Source organism: Streptomyces sp. NBC_00237 (genome assembly GCF_026342435.1).
GTDB lineage: Bacteria > Actinomycetota > Actinomycetes > Streptomycetales > Streptomycetaceae > Streptomyces.
The window spans coordinates 1,170,839-1,188,650 of the sequence record NZ_JAPEMT010000002.1 but is presented as its reverse complement, the minus strand read 5'-3'; the positions used below and the strand labels follow the sequence as shown (position 1 = coordinate 1,188,650).

Annotated in this window: 11 protein-coding genes and 1 pseudogene; 9 read left to right on the top strand and 3 right to left on the bottom strand. The window is 71.4% G+C overall.

All coding sequences use genetic code 11. The annotated features are described in order from the left end of the window. Window positions 1–110 precede the first annotated feature (110 nt). The 4 genes from OG897_RS19370 (at window position 111) to OG897_RS19355 (ending at window position 7,314) form a co-directional block, all read left to right on the top strand. Window positions 111–3,341 carry a DUF4132 domain-containing protein gene (locus OG897_RS19370; RefSeq protein WP_266658450.1) on the top strand — a complete coding sequence of 1,077 codons (3,231 nt, stop codon included), beginning with the start codon at window positions 111–113 and terminating at the stop codon, window positions 3,339–3,341. Between the two features lie 77 nt (window positions 3,342–3,418). Next, window positions 3,419–4,651 (top strand): arginine deiminase, encoded by a 1,233-nt coding sequence (locus OG897_RS19365; RefSeq protein WP_266658449.1) that lies wholly within the window; start codon window positions 3,419–3,421, stop codon window positions 4,649–4,651. A gap of 67 nt (window positions 4,652–4,718) precedes the next feature. Further along, window positions 4,719–5,750: an ornithine carbamoyltransferase gene (argF, locus tag OG897_RS19360; RefSeq protein ID WP_266658448.1), complete on the top strand. Its 1,032-nt coding sequence runs from the start codon at window positions 4,719–4,721 to the stop codon at window positions 5,748–5,750. Window positions 5,751–5,892: 142 nt separating this feature from the next. Then, window positions 5,893–7,314, top strand: coding sequence for an amino acid permease (locus tag OG897_RS19355; RefSeq protein WP_266658447.1), 1,422 nt, complete (start codon window positions 5,893–5,895; stop codon window positions 7,312–7,314). A gap of 9 nt (window positions 7,315–7,323) precedes the next feature. On the opposite strand, the gene OG897_RS19350 is transcribed toward OG897_RS19355, so the two are convergent. Continuing rightward, window positions 7,324–7,764, bottom strand: a complete 441-nt coding sequence (locus tag OG897_RS19350; protein ID WP_266658446.1) for an ATP-binding protein — start codon at window positions 7,762–7,764, stop codon at window positions 7,324–7,326. 247 nt (window positions 7,765–8,011) lie between these two features. On the opposite strand from OG897_RS19350, the gene OG897_RS19345 reads away from it, so the two are divergent. Both OG897_RS19345 and OG897_RS19340 read left to right on the top strand, forming a co-directional pair. Further along, window positions 8,012–8,839 (top strand): enoyl-CoA hydratase family protein, encoded by an 828-nt coding sequence (locus OG897_RS19345; protein ID WP_266658445.1) that lies wholly within the window; start codon window positions 8,012–8,014, stop codon window positions 8,837–8,839. A 2-nt stretch (window positions 8,840–8,841) separates the two neighbouring features. Next, a complete protein-coding gene (locus OG897_RS19340; RefSeq protein WP_266658444.1) occupies window positions 8,842–11,259 on the top strand; it encodes a bifunctional salicylyl-CoA 5-hydroxylase/oxidoreductase in 2,418 nt (805 codons plus the stop codon). A gap of 537 nt (window positions 11,260–11,796) precedes the next feature. Here OG897_RS19340 and OG897_RS19335 read toward each other — a convergent pair. Further along, the gene (locus OG897_RS19335; RefSeq protein WP_266658443.1) at window positions 11,797–12,732 is read right to left on the bottom strand and encodes a PaaX family transcriptional regulator C-terminal domain-containing protein; all 936 of its coding nucleotides are present in this window, start codon (window positions 12,730–12,732) and stop codon (window positions 11,797–11,799) included. 4 nt (window positions 12,733–12,736) lie between these two features. After that, window positions 12,737–14,425: an AMP-binding protein gene (locus tag OG897_RS19330; protein WP_266660323.1), complete on the bottom strand. Its 1,689-nt coding sequence runs from the start codon at window positions 14,423–14,425 to the stop codon at window positions 12,737–12,739. 402 nt (window positions 14,426–14,827) lie between these two features. On the opposite strand from OG897_RS19330, the gene OG897_RS19325 reads away from it, so the two are divergent. The 3 genes and pseudogenes from OG897_RS19325 (at window position 14,828) to OG897_RS19315 (ending at window position 17,785) form a co-directional block, all read left to right on the top strand. Further along, window positions 14,828–15,958 carry an acyl-CoA dehydrogenase family protein gene (locus tag OG897_RS19325; protein WP_266658442.1) on the top strand — a complete coding sequence of 377 codons (1,131 nt, stop codon included), beginning with the start codon at window positions 14,828–14,830 and terminating at the stop codon, window positions 15,956–15,958. Between the two features lie 131 nt (window positions 15,959–16,089). Then, window positions 16,090–16,521 (top strand): annotated as a pseudogene (locus OG897_RS19320) (RidA family protein); the annotation flags it as partial. 67 nt (window positions 16,522–16,588) lie between these two features. Further along, window positions 16,589–17,785, top strand: coding sequence for an FAD-binding oxidoreductase (locus OG897_RS19315; protein WP_266658441.1), 1,197 nt, complete (start codon window positions 16,589–16,591; stop codon window positions 17,783–17,785). Window positions 17,786–17,812 lie beyond the last annotated feature (27 nt).

Here is a 17,812-nt window from a genome sequence, read left to right as displayed (position 1 = left end):
TCACTCGCTCGAACCGGGCGGGTGGTCACACCTCCTGTGGTTCCGCGCGGATGCGTGTGGGCCGCGTGCGGACCGCAGGGGAAGTACAACGACGCACGGGGGTGCACGTCATGGGGGAGCAGCAGGAGAGCTGGACTCCGGTCGGTGGTTACGAGGTCACGCTCGACGTGTACGCCGAGCCCGCCCCGGAGATCCGTTGCCGCAACGCCTCCGGGCGCGAGCTGAAGAAGCTGCCGCCCGCGCTGAAGAAGGAGGGCGCGGTTCTCGAACTGGCCGCGCTGGGCGACTGGCTGGCCGACCACGCGGCCGACGCCCGCACCCGGGTGGAGAACTGGATGGCCCGCTCCCTGCCCGTACCCGCGGCGCTGATCCATGCGGTATGGAGCGACCCGTACTGGCAGCGCGCCCTGCGGTACGCGGTCGTCGCCCCGTACGGCGCCGGTCCCGTGGCGGGCCCCGACCTCGCTCGCGCAGGTCTGCTCACCGGCCTCGAAACCGTGTCCGGCACGGCCCTCCACGTGGCCTCTCCCGAGGGTGAGTTCACCCTCGATGACGCCGTGCTGGCCGTTCCGCACCCGGTGCTGCTCGACCCGCGCGGAACCGGCCACCTCGACCAGTGGCTCGATCTGCTCGACACCTTCGGCGGCGAGCAGCACATCGAGCAGCTCCACCGCACGGTCTGGGTCCGTCCCGACGCCACCCCGGGACACAAGGAGCCCAAGCGGTACGGCATCGTCCCCTTCCGCTACGGCGACTATGCGAGCGGCGCCCGCTTCGAACGGGTCATCACCCCGCACGGTGGACGCATCAACGGCGAGTCCGCCCACTTCTCCGTACCCGTCGCCGGACACACGTACGGCATGCAGCTCGACCTGCGCTACCAGGGACCCGAGTCGCCCGTCTCCGTCCACTACTGCTTCTGGGACGGCGTCGACGGTCGCACGGGCCTCGGCGCGTACGACCCCGTGCCGCGCGTGGCGTGGTCCGAGGGGATGCGGGTGCTCGCCGAGGTCTACGAGAAGGCCGACAACCCGTTCGACACGCAGTCCGCCCGCGCTTCGATGCCCGCCGACTCCACCGCCGCCTACCAGGAGTTCCTGGTGGCCTGCGCCGAGTACGCGGCGACGGGTCCGGACCCGGCTCAGCCGCCCGCACCGCCCGTCGGGCCCGCAGCCGAGGGTGACCTGCTCCGTCAGGGAGCGGTCCTCGCCGGGGCGGCGGCGGTCGACACCGAGGAACGCTTGACGGCTCGCCGTTACGGCGGCGGGCAGTTCGACGACGGACACCGCCTGGTGCGGCTGGTGCCCGCCCGCGCCGGTGTCGCGGAGGACGTCGTGGCGGGCGCCCTGGGGCTGGTGCCCGAAGGCGGTGACGGAGTGACGGTGGGCCGGGTGCGCACCTTGCCGCTCGGCTTCCTGGCCCGGGTGTGCACCGCACATCCCGAGCTGGCCCGCGACGCGATGGCACTGCTCACACCACTGCGAATGTGTGCCGAACTGGCCCCCGCCAAACCGGGCAGGGCCGCCGACCAGTTCGCGAAGGCGGCGGCCAAGGCCACCGCGCACTGCCCCGGACTTCTGCCGTACGCACTGGACGAGGCGGCCCGGGTGGTCGCGGGAGCGGGCAGCGCGGCGATGGCCCGGCCCCTGTTCGCCGCAGCGCGGGCGGCCGAGCGGAAGCGGAGCGGGCGGGTGGACGAGGAGGCGCGACAGGCCCTGTTCGACGAGTTCGTGGGACTCGGAGCCGTCACCGTCAAGGAACTGACCACACACCGGCAGGAGGTCGCCGCGCGCACCTCGGCGGCACGGGCCGCCGACAGCTACCGCAGCCTCGTGCGCACCTGGTGCCGGAGCAGCAGGGAACTCCCGGACGCGTTCGCCGCCGAGCTGACCCGGGGGGCAGGCGGGGCGCTGCCCGCCGACGACATCCACACCGAGATCCTCGGAGCACTGCTGCTCGGCGGTGCCATGGACACGTGCGCCCCCGCCGTCTGGAACGCCTGGAAACCGGTACTGCGCCGACTGATGGACGAGGACCCGGGAGCGGTGGTGCCCGCGCTGCTGAAGACCGTGTCCGCGCCGCGCGGCCGGACCGCCGCCAAGCTGTCCGAGGCGGCCGGGTCGTGGCTGGCGTACCTGGGAGACCTGGGGGTCCTGCGGCGGCTCACCGGCGACGGAGCAGACGGCGGCGGTACGGGGGAGACGGGCGGCCCCGACGGTACGCGGGGCGTGGGCGGCCTCGGAGGCACGGGGGACGACGGCGGCCTCCGAGGCACGGGGGGCGTGGGCGGCCCGGAGGGGCTGGTGGCCCTTTCCGACACGCACAGGTGGCTGACCCGGTTCCTGAACGGGTACGAGGGCATGCGGCTGCCGGTGGCAGGGCTGGAACCCGTCCTCGCCGCCATCGCCGTACGGACCAGGGCCGCGGGCGAGACGCGCGACCCGTGGGACGGGGCCAGGTTGCGCGGAGCGACGCCCGGGCGTGTGGGCCTCCGGCTCGACCTGGTGGTTCTGCTGGTCCGGGCGGGCATGCCCCTCGCGGAGCCGCCGGGGACCGGGTGGCGGCGCATGCACCTCGTGGAGTGGATGGCGGACCACGGCACGGACGAGGTCGTCGTACTCCTCGGCGAACCGGTCCTCCGGGAGCGGATCCTGAACGAGCTGACGCTGCGGATCCGTGAAGACCTCAACTTCGCGGGCGGTCGGCACGAACTGGTGGTCTTCCCGGCGGCGGCCGTGCGGCTGGTGGAGTGCGCGCCGCTGAGGGAATGGGCCGAGGACCTCGTGGCGGAGCGGGTGCGGCGGCTCGGGGAGGGCGGCGGGAATGCGCTGTTCGCCTTCCAGGACCTGATGCAGCACGTGGAGCCGTTCGTGCTCGCCGGAGTGGGAGAGCCGTTCGAGGCAGGGGTGCGCGCCGCCCTGGACGTAGACCTGGCGGAGGTGCTGGCGCAGACCCTTGCCGCCCGGTGCGCGGACACCACGCACCGGACGGCGGACGGCGTGGCCCCGGCGGCCGACAGCGAGGTCCCGGTGGAGGGGCCCTGCCCGGTGCGGGAGCTCACCGCCGAGCGGGCCGGCGGACTGCTGGCCTCGGTCGGGGCGGAGCTGCGGGCGCTGTGCGCCTCCGACATCGACGCCGGGCCCGCCAAGCGCACCGGCCGCTACCTCAAGCTCGATGAGCCGCGTCTCCTGGAGCTCCTGCAGCCGCTGGCCGTGAAGCATCTCCCCGGGTTGTCCGACCGCTGGTGCCTCCAGCGTTTCGCCGGGGCTCTGACCTCGGTGGTCGCCTGCCAGACGTGGCAGCGGGGCCTGCGCATACCGGCCCCGGCCAGCGAGGAGTGACGCGGAGGGGGAGGCGTGTTCGAAGCGGAGGCGGTGTTCGACGGGTGAAGCGGGGTCCGGACGGTCAGGATTGGGCCATGGGATTCCACGTCGACTCCGAGACCGGGCGGCTGCGCCGCGTCATCCTCCACCGCCCCGACCTCGAACTGAAGCGCCTCACCCCCAGCAACAAGGACGCCCTCCTCTTCGACGACGTGCTCTGGGTCCGCCGGGCGCGGCAGGAGCACGACGGGTTCGCGGACGTACTGCGCGACCGTGGAGTGGAAGTGCACCTCTTCGGAGACCTCCTCACCGAGGCGCTGCAACTGCCGGAGGCCAGACGACGGGTACTGGACCGGGTCTTCGACGAGAAGGAGTACGGGCCGCTCGCCACCGACCACCTGCGGGCCGCCTTCGACGAACTGCCCGCCGCCGAGCTCTGCGAGGCGCTCGTCGGCGGGATGACCAAGAGGGAGTACCTGGAACGGCACCCGGAGCCGACCTCGGTGCGGTTCCACGTCATGGACCTGGACGACTTCCTGCTGGGGCCGCTGCCCAACCACCTGTTCACCCGCGACACCTCCGCCTGGATCTACGACGGGGTGTCCATCAACGCGATGCGCTGGCCCGCCAGGCAGCGCGAGACCGTGCACTTCGAGGCGATCTACAAGCACCACCCCCTGTTCACCGGGCCGCAGGCGGGCAGCTTCCACACCTGGTCGCAGGGCCAGAGCGACTACCCCTCGACCATCGAGGGCGGGGACGTCCTGGTGATCGGAAACGGTGCCGTGCTCATCGGAATGAGCGAGCGGACCACCCCGCAGGCGGTGGAGATGCTGGCCAGGGGGCTGTTCGCGGCCGGTTCCGCGCAGACCATCGTGGCGCTCGACATGCCCAAGCGGCGGGCCTTCATGCACCTCGACACCGTCATGACGATGGTCGACGGCGACACCTTCACCCAGTACGCGGGGCTCGGCATGCTCCGCTCGTACACGATCGAACCAGGGGCCGGCGAGCGCGAACTCAAGGTCACCGATCATCCGCCGGAGCACATGCACCGAGCGATCGCCGCCGCACTCGGTCTGGACTCCGTCCGGGTGCTGACCGCCACCCAGGATGTGCATGCGGCCGAGCGGGAGCAGTGGGACGACGGCTGCAACGTGCTCGCGGTGGAGCCGGGCGTCGTCGTCGCGTACGAAAGGAATGTGACCACCAACACCCACCTGCGGAAACAGGGGATCGAAGTGATCGAGATCAGGGGCAGCGAGTTGGGTAGAGGGCGGGGAGGACCGCGCTGTATGAGCTGCCCCATCGAACGTGAGGCCGTATAGTGATGCACTTCTTCGTATATGGTTTCACTGTTCGTGCAGTCAGACAGCCGTCCCCTGGAGCGTCCCCATGACGTCATTTCTCGAAGGCCGCCACTCCCTGAAGGGCCGTCACTTCCTCAAGGAGGCCGATTTCAGCGCCGCGGAGTTCCGCGGGCTGATCGACCTCGCCGCCGAGCTCAAGGCGGCGAAGAAGAACGGCACCGAAGTGCAGTGGCTGCGCGGTCGCAACATCGCGCTGATCTTCGAGAAGACGTCCACCCGCACGCGCTGCGCCTTCGAGGTCGCCGCCGCCGACCAGGGCGCATCGACCACGTACCTCGACCCCGCGGGTTCGCAGATGGGGCACAAGGAGTCGGTGAAGGACACCGCCCGCGTGCTGGGCCGGATGTTCGACGGCATCGAATACCGGGGCGACGCGCAGGCGACGGTCGAGCAGCTCGCCGAGCACGCCGAGGTACCGGTCTTCAACGGGCTCACCGACGACTGGCACCCCACCCAGATGCTCGCCGACGTGCTCACCATGACCGAGCACAGCGCCAAGCCGCTGGAGCGCGTCGCCTTCGCCTACCTCGGCGACGCCCGCTTCAACATGGGCAACTCCTACCTCGTCACCGGCGCACTCCTGGGCATGGACGTGCGGATCGTCGCCCCGCGCGCCTACTGGCCCGCCGAGGTGATCGTCGCGCGGGCCCGCGAGCTCGCCCAGGAGAGCGGCGCGCGCATCACCCTCACCGAGGAGATCGGGGAGGGCGTGCACGGCGCGGACTTCGTCGTCACCGACGTCTGGGTGTCCATGGGTGAGCCCAAGGAGGTCTGGGCCGAGCGCATCAAGGCGCTCGCGCCGTACGCCGTGACCATGGACGTGCTGCGTGCCACCGGCAACCCGGACGTGAAGTTCCTCCACTGTCTGCCCGCGTTCCATGACCTCGGCACCAAGGTCGGCCGCGAGATCCACGAGCAGTACGGCCTGACCTCCCTCGAAGTCACCGACGAGGTCTTCGAATCGGCGCACTCCGTCGTCTTCGACGAGGCCGAGAACCGGCTGCACACCATCAAGGCGGTGCTGGTCGCGACGATGGCAGATGTCGCCACTGAATAGCAATGCGCCCAATTGGGTGAATATGCAGTGCGGTGGTTACGATGGCCGTGCTTGAGGGGGTTCGGGCGCACACGCTCGGACCCCTTCCTTCATGCCCCCGCTGCTTCGACCAAGCAGCACCAGAGAGTGAGAACCACCCCCCATGCAACGCATCAAGTCACCCGACGTCCTCGTCGCCGAATCAGGCGCTGACCTGGAGGGGCATGGCCTGAAGCGCACCATGGGGCTCTTCCAGCTCGTGTGCTTCGGTGTCGGCGCCATCGTCGGCACCGGCATCTTCGTCGGGCTCTCCGACAGCGTCGCCGAAGCAGGGCCCGCCGTCGTGGTCTCGTTCATCCTGGCGGCGATCACCTGTATCTTCACCGCGTTCTCGTTCGCCGAGCTGGGCGGGGCGATCCCGGTCTCCGGCAGCTCGTACTCCTTCGCGTACGCCACCCTTGGGGAGCGCATCGCCTTCCTGGTGGGGTGGTGCCTGCTCCTGGAGTACGGCATCTCGGTCTCGGCCGTCGCCGTCGGCTGGGGCCAGTACCTGAACGAACTGCTCAACAGTCTCGTCGGCTGGCAGCTCCCCGCCGCGCTCTCCAGCCCGCCCGGCGACGGCGGCGTCGTCAACATCCCGGCGGTCGTCGTCATACTGCTCGCCGCGCTGCTGCTCGTGCGGGGCATCCGGGAGAGCGCCCGTGCCACCGCCGTGATGGCCGTCGTCAAGATCGCCGTGCTGATCCTGTTCTGCGCCATCGCCTTCACGGCGTTCGACTCCGAGAACCTCTCGCCGTTCGCCGCGCACGGCCTGATGGGCGTCACGTCCGGAGCCTCGGTCGCGTTCTTCTCGTACATCGGCTTCGACGCGATCACCACGGCCGGTGAGGAGGTCAAGAACCCGCGCAAGAACATCCCGCTCGCGATCATGATCTGCATCGGCGTGGTCACGCTGCTCTACTGCCTGGTCGCGGTCGCCGCCATCGGTGCCATGTCCGCCGCCGACGTCGCCTCCAAGCCCGCCGCGCTCTCCCTGATCGTCAACAAGGTCACCGACTCGACGCTCGGCGGCGGCATCATCGCCTTCGGCGCAGTGGTCGCCATCGCCTCCGTCGTCCTCGCCGTGATGTACGGCCAGACCCGCATCCTGATGTCGATGTCCCGCGACGGCCTCATCCCGCGCGTCTTCGAACGCATCTCGCCGAAGACCTCGACGCCGGTGGCCAACACCTGGATCGTCGCCTGCCTGTTCGCGATCCCGGCGGCCGTCGTGCCGCTCGACGTCGTCATGAACCTCACGACCATCGGCACCCTCGCCATCATGGCCGTCGTCAACATCGCGGTGATCGCCCTGCGCCGCAGCAACCCGGACCTCCAGCGGTCCTTCCGGGTGCCGCTCTTCCCGGTACTGCCGGTGCTGGGCGTGCTGTTCTGCCTGTACCTGATCTACGGAACGGGCTGGAGGACGTGGCTCCAGTTCGGCGCGTTCCTCGTCGTCGGGGCGCTGGTGTACACGCTGTACGGGCGACGGCACTCGCGGCTCGGCGCGGCGGAGGGCAAGCTTCCGGCGGACACGGCCGTCTAGCCGGCCCCGTCATTGCGGAGCGGGCAGGCGGAACCACACCGCCTTGCCCGAATCCGTACGCCGGTGCCCGCAGTCCGAGCTGAGGGTGCGGATCAGGAGCAGCCCGCGGCCGTGCTCCTGCCAGGGGTCGGGGCACTGGTCGGCCTCGGAGGACTCCAGATTGCCCGGCGGCCCGGGGTCGCCGTCGTGCACCTCGACCTGGCAGCCCGTCGGCAGCAGCTCCACCACCAGCTCGATGGGGCCGGAGCCGCTGGTGTGCTCGACGGCGTTCGCCACCAGCTCGGCGGTCAGCAGCTCGGCCGTGTCGCTGTCCGCGGCCGGAGCCTCCAGATCCGCCAGCGCCGTACGGATCAGGGCACGGGCCATCGGCACCGCGGCCGATGAGTGCGGCAGCTCGATGCGCCAGGAGGTGGGGACGGGGCCGGAAGCGGGGCTGGAGGCAGGGGGCAAGGCGAGGTCCGTTCAGGGAGCAGAGTTCCTGGTTTCAACCGTACGAAGGGGAAGCCTGTTCCCGTAGGGCCGCATGCCAGGAAGACGTGGGACCTGCGCCACAGCAGGAGAGGACCTTGGGCGCGCGCAAGCGCACTTATCGCGTACTCGTGACGGGAGTCACGGACCGGTGATAGCTTCGAAGGGCTGGCAGGGAAGGACTGACTGGCAGCGGAAGGACTGGCACCGTCACCGGGAGGCTGCGCCCATGAGCCCGTTCCTCAGTTCCGCCCAGCGCACCGAGAAGTGGCGCCACCTGCGGCTGACCCTCGACGAGGGGGTCGCGACCGTCACCCTCGCCCGCCCGGACAAGCTCAACGCACTGACCTTCGGCGCGTACGCGGACCTGCGCGACCTCCTCGCCGAGCTCGCCCGGGAGCGCTCCGTGCGCGTCCTGGTGCTGGCGGGCGAGGGCCGGGGCTTCTGCTCCGGCGGCGACGTGGACGAGATCATCGGCGCGACCCTGTCCATGGACACCGCGCAGCTCCTCGACTTCAACCGGATGACGGGGCAGGTCGTGCGGGCACTGCGCGAATGCCCGTTCCCGGTGATCGCCGCCGTGCACGGGGTGGCGGCCGGAGCGGGAGCCGTTCTCGCACTCGCGGCGGACTTCCGGATCGCCGACCCGACGGCCAAATTCGCGTTCCTCTTCACCAAGGTCGGGCTGTCCGGCGGCGACATGGGCGCCGCCTACCTGCTGCCGCGCGTCGTCGGGCTCGGCCACGCCACCCGGCTGCTCATGCTGGGCGAACCGGTGCGCGCGCCCGAGGCCGAGCGGATCGGCCTGCTCAGCGAGCTGACCGAGGAGGGAGAGGCCGACACCCGCGCCGCCGCGCTGGCCAGGAGGCTCGCCGACGGGCCCGCCCTCGCGCACGCCCAGACCAAGGCGCTGCTCACCGCGGAACTCGACATGCCGCTCGCCGCCGCCGTCGAAATGGACGCCGCCACCCAGGCACTCCTGATGAACGGCGAGGACTACGCCGAATTCCACGCCGCCTTCATGGAGAAGCGGCCCCCGAAGTGGCAGGGGCGCTGACCATGAAGAAGGCATCCGGGCCGCAGGTCACCGCATCCGGGCCGCAGGCCGCCGCGTCCGGACCGACAGCCACCACACCCGGGCCGTCGACCCCCGCAGTCGGACCCCTGCGCATCGCCGTCGTCGGCGGCGGTCCCGGCGGGCTGTACGCGGCCGTGCTGCTCAAGCGTCTCGACCCGGCCCGCGAGGTCACGGTCTGGGAGCGCGGCTCCCCCGACGACACCTTCGGCTTCGGCGTGGTCCTCTCCGACGAGACCCTCGGCGGCATCGAACACGCCGACCCCGAGGTCTACCGGGCGCTCACCGCCGAGTTCGTCCGCTGGGACGACATCGACGTCGTCCACCGAGGCCGCCGCCTCACCTCCGGCGGACACGGCTTCGCCGCCCTCGGCAGGCGCAGGCTCCTGGAGATCCTGCACGCCCGCTGCCGTTCCCTGGGCGTCGAGATCCGGATCAGGACCGAAGCCCCGCCCGCCGCCGAACTCTCCATCGCGTACGACCTGGTGATCGCCGCAGACGGGGTGCACAGCCTGACCCGGCAGGCGCACGCCGACGTGTTCGGCCCGCACATCACCTCCCACCGGTGCCGGTACATCTGGCTCGCCGCCGACTTCGCCTTCGACGCCTTCCGCTTCGAGATCGCCGAGACCGAACACGGCGTGATGCAGCTTCACGGATATCCGTACGCGAAGGACGCGTCGACGGTCATCGTCGAGATGCGCGAGGAGGTCTGGAAGGCCGCGGGGCTCGACGCCTGCGACGAGGCCGAGTCCACCGAGCGCTGCGCGAAGGTCTTCGCCGACGCCCTCGGCGGCCGCCCCCTCAAGGGCAACAACTCCTCCTGGATCGCCTTTCGAACGGTCGTCAACGACCGCTGGTCGCACGGCAACACCGTGCTCCTCGGCGACGCCGCGCACACCGCCCACTTCTCGATCGGCTCCGGTACGAAGCTGGCCGTCGAGGACGCGCTCGCGCTGGCCGCGTGCATCGAGGAGCAGCCCGACCTGCCGACCGCCCTCGTCGCGTACGAGACCGAGCGGCGTCCCGTCGTCGCGTCGACGCAGCGCGCCGCCGCCGCCAGCCTGCGCTGGTTCGAGGACCTCGCCGGTTACGTCCACCAGCCGCCGCGCCAGTTCGCCTTCAACCTCCTCACCCGCAGCCGCCGCGTCACCCACGACAACCTGCGGCTGCGCGACAGCGCCTTCACCGAGGCCGTCGCGGCGGACTTCGGCTGCCCCTCGCCCGACACCCCGCCGATGTTCACCCCCTTCCGGCTGCGCGACCTGACCCTGCGCAACCGCGTCGTCGTCTCGCCCATGGACATGTACTCCGCCGAGAACGGAGTCCCCGGCGACTTCCACCTCGTCCACCTCGGCTCCCGTGCACTCGGCGGGGCCGGACTGGTCATGACCGAGATGGTCTGCGTCAGCCCCGAGGGACGCATCACCCCCGGCTGCACCGGGCTCTACACCCCCGAACAGGCGGCGTCCTGGCGGCGCATCACCGACTTCGTGCACCAGCAGGCCCCCGGCACCGCCATCGGGGTCCAGCTCGGACACTCCGGTCGCAAGGGCTCCACCAAGCTGATGTGGGACGGCATCGACCAGCCGCTCGACGACAGCGACAGTGACAGCGAAGGGGCCGATGCGAACTGGGGTCTCGTGGCCGCCTCCCCGCTGCCCTATCGACCCGGCATCAGCCAGGTCCCCACCCAACTCGACCGGACCGGCCTCGTCGACATCCGCGAGCAGTTCGCCGCCTCCGCCTGGCGGGCCGACCGCAGTGGCTTCGACCTCCTCGAACTGCACTGTGCCCACGGCTACCTGCTCTCCGGCTTCCTCTCCCCCCTCACCAACACACGCACCGACGCCTACGGCGGAACCCTCGCCCGCCGCCTCCGCTTCCCGCTCGAAGTCTTCGACGCGGTCCGCGGCATCTGGCCCGACGACAAGCCCATGACCGTCCGCATCTCCGCCACCGACTGGGCGGAGGGCGGCACCACCGAGCAGGAGGCCGTCGAGATCGCCCGCGCCTTCGTCGCCCACGGTGCCGACGCGATCGACGTCTCCACCGGCCAGGTCGTCGCCGACGAGGCCCCCGAGTTCGGGCGCTCGTACCAGACCCCGTACGCCGACCGCATCCGCAACGCCCTCGACGTTCCGGTGATCGCGGTCGGCGCCATCTCCTCCTGGGACGACGTCAACTCGCTCCTCCTCGCAGGCCGCGCCGACCTGTGTGCCCTCGCCCGACCGCACCTCTACGACCCGCACTGGACGCTGCACGCCGCCGCCGAACAGGACTACGCCGGGCCCGGCGCACCCTGGCCACTGCCGTACCGGGCCGGCAGCCGCAAGCCGCCGACCGGCCGCACCGACGGCCCCAAACCCCGGCTCAGCCTGCGTACCACGAAGCCGTCCTGAGTCCTCGGGCCCGCCCGAACGGGTCCAGCCACGCCGCCGCAGCAGAGGCCGGAGCCCAGTGGGGATGGACCTGCTGACGACCCTGCCGTGGCGGCAAGACCTTCCCGCGCCATGCCCTCCACACGGGGTGAGACAGCGGCCATCGAGACCGGTATGCCCTCGGTGTCCTCCCACGCCCGCAGTCCGCCGTTCTTCGGATGAGCGTCGACGAACGCCTCCGCCAGGTCCCCGGGCTGACCGGTTTCGTCGGCGAACGCGCGCACCCAGTCCACCAGTAGCTCCCGGTCGGCCGTCGCCGCGAGCCACCAGCGCCCCGCCACCAGCCGAAGAGCGGTGGCTCGGCACCGTAGGTGTGCGGGCCCTCGCGGGTCAGCGTTGCGGACACCGTCAGCAGCAGCGTGTCCCGCACTGGTCTGGACGCCAGCGACTCACCCGTGGCGGCCAGGAAATCCTTGAGGTCTTCCGTGAAAGTCCAAGACATGCCTCATCATGGGCAGAACGCCGGAACCCGTGCGCGTGAGTATCCACAGGCGCGGCCTATGGTCGTACGAACTCCGCGCCCGCGTTCCGTACGAACTCCCCGCCCAGGTCCCGCAGCCTCGTGTGCAGCTGCGCGAAGACCTCCGCCGAACGGCCGCCCGGCCAGTCCTTCGGCAGCAGCTCGACCGGCAGCCCCGGATCCGCGTACGGCAGCCGACGCCAGGAGTCCAGCGCCAACAGATAGTCCCGGTAGGCCCGTTCGGCCAGCTCGGACATGCCGCTGGCCGTGCCCGACGGCCCCGACTCCCACTCCCGCAGGACTGGCTCGTGCCGCTCCAGGAACGCGTGGTGCTGTCCAGCGATCTCCGGCAGGTCCCACCAGCGCGCCACCGATTCCTCCGTCGCCGCGAACCCCAGGTGCTCGCCCCGGAACAGCTCGACGTACTCGGCCAGTTGCAGCCGCTCCAGCGTGTGCCGGGTCTCCTCGTAGAGGCCGCCCGGCGCGATCCACACCCCCGGGGCAGCGGTCCCGAAGCCCAGCCGGGCGAGCCGCGAGCGCAACACGTGCCGCTTGGCGCGTTCGGCCTCCGGCACGGAGAACACCGCCAGCACCCAGCCGTCCGCCAGCCTCGGCTCCGTACCGGCGTAGATGCGACGGTCGCCGTCGTCCAAGAGCTGACGGGCGTCGTCCGACAGGGCGTAACCGGCGGCCCCTTCGAGGGCCCGCCCCGACACCAGCAGCCCGCGCCTCTTGAGACGCGACACCGCCGACCGTACGGACGGAGCGTCGACGCCCAGTGCCGCCAGCAGCCGGATCAGCGACGCGACGGGCAACGGCACATCACCGGCACCGGCACCGATACCAGCGTTGGCGTCGGCATTGGCACCGCCCCCGACGCCCGGGTCGGCGGCACCCGAACCGGGCACGTCGCCGCGCCCGTAAGCGCCGTACAGCGTGATGATCAGTGAGCGAGGGGTGTGCAGGTCAGCCACGTGATCACTGTACGGTCCCGGAGGCATCCGGCAGCCCCGCCCCGGTCCCTCCCCCCAGCGGCTCGGGGCCGCCCGCGTTCCGCAGCCGGAAGCGCTGGAGCTTGCCGGTCGGCGTGCGCGGCAGAATGTCGAGGAAGACGATCTCGCGCGGACACTTGTACGGCACCAGCTCCGCCTTCACGAACTCCCGCAGCCGCACGATCGTTTCCTCGCTCCGCGGCACGCCCTCCCGCATCACCACGTAGGCGGCGACCACCTGCCCGCGCAGCTCGTCCGCCCGGCCGACCACCGCGGCCTCCAGCACGTCGGGGTGGCGCAGCAGCGCGTCCTCCACCTCGGGTCCCGCGATGTTGTAACCGGCGGAGACGATCATGTCGTCCGCGCGCGCCACATAGTGGAAGTACCCGTCGGCGTCGCGCACGTAGGTGTCACCGGTGAGGTTCCAGCCGTGCCGTACGTACACCTGCTGGCGCTCGTCGGCGAGGTAGCGGCAGCCCACCGGGCCGCGCACCGCGAGCAGCCCCGGCTCGCCGTCCGGCACCTCGACGCCCTGTGCGTCGACCACGCGCGCCTGCCAGCCCGGCACCGGCTTTCCGGTGGTCCCCGGGCGGATGTCGTCGTCCGCCGCCGAGATGAAGATGTGCAGCAGCTCCGTCGCGCCGATCCCGTTGACGATCCGCACTCCCGTGCGGGCGTACCAGCCCTGCCAGGTCGCCGCCGGGAGGTTCTCGCCCGCGGAGACGCAGCGGCGCAGGGCGCTCAGGTCGTGCGTGACCTTCGGGTCCGCCAGCTCGTCCAGCATGATCCGGTACGCGGTCGGCGCGGTGAACAGCACCGTGACCTGGTGCTCCGCCAGTGCGGGCAACAGGTCGCGCGGGCCCGACTGTTCGAGCAGGAGGGTCGAAGCCCCCACCCGCAGCGGGAAGATCACCAAGCCGCCGAGCCCGAAGGTGAAGCCGAGCGGCGGGCTGCCCGTGAACACGTCGTCCGGCTCGGGCTTCAGTACGTGCCGCGCGAACGTGTCCGCGATGGCGAGGACGTCGCGGTGGAAGTGCATGCACCCCTTGGGGCGGCCCGTCGTCCCCGACGTGAAAGCGATCAGCGCGACGTCGTCCGCCGCCGTGTCCACCGCCTCGAACCGCATCGGCTTGATCGCCGCCCGCCGCACCAGATCGTCCGGCGCGTCCCCGCCGAACGCCGTGATCCGCAGGCCCGGCGCCTCCGCCTTCACCAGGTCGTCCACGGCCCGTACGTCGCACAGGGCGTGGCTGACCCGCGCGATGTCGCAGATCGTCGTCAGCTCCGACGCACGCTGCTGCGCGAGCACCGTGACCGCGACCGCCCCCGCCTTCATCACGGCGAGCCAACAGGCCACCAGCCAGGGCGTGGTCGGGCCGCGCAGCAGGACGCGGTTGCCCGGCACGACCCCCAGGTCGCCGGTCAGGACGTGGGCGATCTGGTCGGTGTGCTCGCGCAGTTCGCCGTACGACCAGATGGCGCCGGTCAGTGTGCGCAGGGCGGGACGGTCCGCGCGGAATTCCGTGAGGGGGCGGTCCACGAGCTCGGCGCCGCAGTTGAGGCGGTCGGGGTACTGGAGTTCCGGCAGCTCGAAGACGAGCTCGGGCCACTGTTCGAAGGGGGGCAGATGGTCGCGCGGAAAGGTGTCGGTGTGGGCCGAGGGGTGCAGCTCCATGGCCATGACGGGTTGGCCCCCTTGCAGCGAGCAGTCCGGAAGGCGACTGACGGTCTGACGGGTGGGTGATCCTGCCGTGCGGTGGTGCGGGCGCAGTGGTGCCGTGCCGAGCCGTGCGGGTGATGCGAGCCGTGCGGTACGGGTCGTGCGAATGATGTGGGCTACGCGAGTGATGCGGGTCGTGCGAGTGGTGCGGGTTGTACGGGGGATGCGCGTGTGGCGGTCGGGCGGGTGATGAGGGGGTGCCGGTGGCGCATGTGGGGCGGCTGTACGTGTGGGGCGGGTGGTGTGGTGCGTGAGTGCGGCCGTCTGTAGTGCCGACGCTCACGAGCGTATCGTGATGGTGACGACAGTCAACGGTCCGCGATAAACGCGGGGCGAGCGAGCTGAGAGGGGCCGTAGATGCCCGGATTCGCCCTGGAACCGCAGCAACGCGAGTGGTGCGAGGAACTGCGCGCGCTCGCCGTGGAACGGTTGCGCCCGCTCGCGGAGAAGGGCGAACCGGGACGGCTCAACCGCCCGCTGGTCGCCGCCCTCGGGGAACTGGGCCTGCTGGAGCGCCTGTTCTCCTCCGGGGCTCTCGACCTCTGCCTCATGCGCGAATCCCTCGCCCACGGCTGTACGGAGGCGGAGACCGCCCTCGCGCTCCAGGGTCTCGGTGCGTCCCCGGTGGCTCGCGCGGGCACCGAGGCGCAGCGGGAACGCTGGCTTCCGGGCGTACGGGAGGGGCGCCTGGTCGCCGGATTCGCGCTGAGCGAGCCGGGCGCGGGCTCGGACGCGGCGGCCCTGGAGCTGAGCGCCGAACCGGTCGAGGACTCCGCGAGGACGCGCGGCGGCTGGCTCCTGAGCGGGAAGAAGTGCTGGATCTCCAACGCCCCGTACGCCGACTTCTACACCGTTTTCGCCCGTACGACACCGGGCGCGGGCGCGCGCGGCGTCACCGCGTTCCTGGTGCCCGCCGACCGCACCGGGCTCACCGGCACCGCGCTCGACATGCTCTCCCCGCACCCCATCGGCGCGCTCGCCTTCGACCGCGTACACGTCACGCGGGCGGACGTCATCGGCGTGCCCGACAAGGGGTTCCGGGTCGCCATGGACACCTTGAACCTCTTCCGCCCCAGCGTGGGCGCGTTCGCGGTCGGCATGGCGCAGGCCGCGCTCGACGCCACGCTCGCGCACACCGCTTCGCGCACCGCCTTCGGCGGGCCGCTCAAGAACCTCCAGTCCGTCGCACATCAGGTCGCCGAGATGGCCACCCGCACCGAGGCCGCCCGGCTGCTCGTCTACGCGGCCGCCGCCGCGTACGACAGGAACGAACCGGACGTACCGAAGAGTTCCGCCATGGCGAAGCTCTTCGCCACCGAGTCCGCCCAGTTCGTCGTGGACGCCGCGGTCCAACTGCACGGCGCACGTGCGCTCCAGCGCGGCCACCTGCTGGAACATCTCTACCGAGAGGTGCGCGCGCCCCGTATCTACGAGGGCGCCACCGAGGTCCAGCGCACGATCATCGCGAAGGAGCTGTACGCCCGATGAGCACCGAGAACCCCATCGGCACCGAGAACCCCATCGGCACCGAACACCTCACCGGCACCGAGAGCCCGACGAGCGACAAGGGCCCGACGAGCACCGAGAACCCCACCCCGCCGACGCCCTCCGCCCCCCGCCTCCAGCGCCACAACCCCGCCGAACTCTCCCCGCCCACCGGCTTCTCGCACGCCGTCAGTGTCACCGCCACCGGCTCCCGCCTGGTGTTCCTGGCCGGGCAGACCGCGCTCGACGGGGCGGGCAAGGTGGTCGGGGAGACGTTGGTCGAGCAGTTCGAGAAGGCGCTCACCAATCTGCTGGCAGCCCTCGCCGACGCCGGAGGCACCCCGGGCGACCTGGCCCGGGTCACCGTGTACGCCACGGACGTCGCCGACTACCGGGAGCACGCCCCCGAACTCGGGCGTGTCTGGCGCAGGTTGGCCGGGCGCGACTACCCCGCGATGGCCGTGATCGGGGCGGTCCGCCTGTGGGACGAGCAGGCGCTCGTGGAACTGGACGGCGTCGCCGCTCTCCCCGCGCCGGACGAGGCGGAAGGAATCAACGCGACCTGAGGGGAAGTTGAGGAGCAGGTGTCAAGGAACCCTTGGCAGCCCGAGTGTCGTGTGACATATTACTGCCGTGTTCACGAGACGCCCCTTTGATGTTGTCGTCGTCGGAGCCGGAGTGGTCGGCGCGGCCTGCGCCTTTTATGCCGCCCGGTCCGGCCTGAGCGTCGCCGTCGTCGACCGCGGTCCCGTCGCGGGCGGCACGACCGGCGCCGGCGAGGGCAACCTGCTCGTCTCCGACAAGGAGCCGGGACCTGAACTCGACCTCGCGCTGCTGTCCACAAGACTGTGGCGCGAGCTGGCCGAGGAATTCCCCGAGCAGATCGAGTACGAGCCCAAGGGCGGCCTCGTCGTCGCCGCCACGGAACCCGGGCTCGCCGCCCTGCGCGGCTTCGCCTCCGCGCAGACGGAAGCGGGCGTGACCTGCGAGGACGTCGATCACCTTCAAGAACTCGAACCGCACCTCGCCCCCGGTCTTGCCGGTGGGGTCCACTACCCCGAGGACGCCCAGGTCCAGCCCGCCCTCGCCGCCGCGCACCTGCTGAAGGCGTCCGGCGCGGAACTGCTGCTGGGCGAGGAGGTCGTGGCCGTACTGCGCGGTGCGGACGGTGCGGTACGAGGCGTACGTACCGTGCGCGGCGACGTTCTCGCGCCCGCCGTGGTCAACGCCGCCGGAACCTGGGGCGGCCAGCTCGCCGCCCTCGCCGGGGTCGAACTGCCGGTCCTGCCGAGGCGCGGATTCGTGCTGGTCACGGAGCCGCTGCCCCGTGTCGTACGGCGCAAGGTGTACGCGGCCGACTACGTCGCCGATGTGGCGAGCGGGTCTGCCGCGCTCCAGACCTCGGCGGTGGTCGAGGGCACGGCGGCCGGTCCGGTGCTGATCGGGGCGAGCCGGGAGCGGGTGGGGTTCGACCGGTCGCTGTCGGTGGAGGTGCTGCGGAGGCTGGCACGGCAGGCGGGCGAGCTGTTTCCGGTGTTGAAGGAGGTTCGGGTGATGCGGACGTATCACGGGTTCCGGCCGTATCTGCCGGACCACCTTCCGGCGATCGGGGCGGATGCGCGGGTGCCCGGGCTCTACCAGGCGTGCGGGCACGAGGGGGCGGGGGTCGGGCTGGCGCCCGCGACCGGGTTGCTCGTGGCGCGGGCGCTCACCGGGGGAGCGCCCGGTGGCGGAGCGCCGGAGCTCGGGGGTGCCTTCGACAAGGGTGCGCCGGAGCTGGCGGAGGCGTTCCGGCCGGAGCGGTTCGGGGTGGGGGCGGGGGTGGGGTGAGGCCGGGGTGGGTTGGCGGGTGCGGGT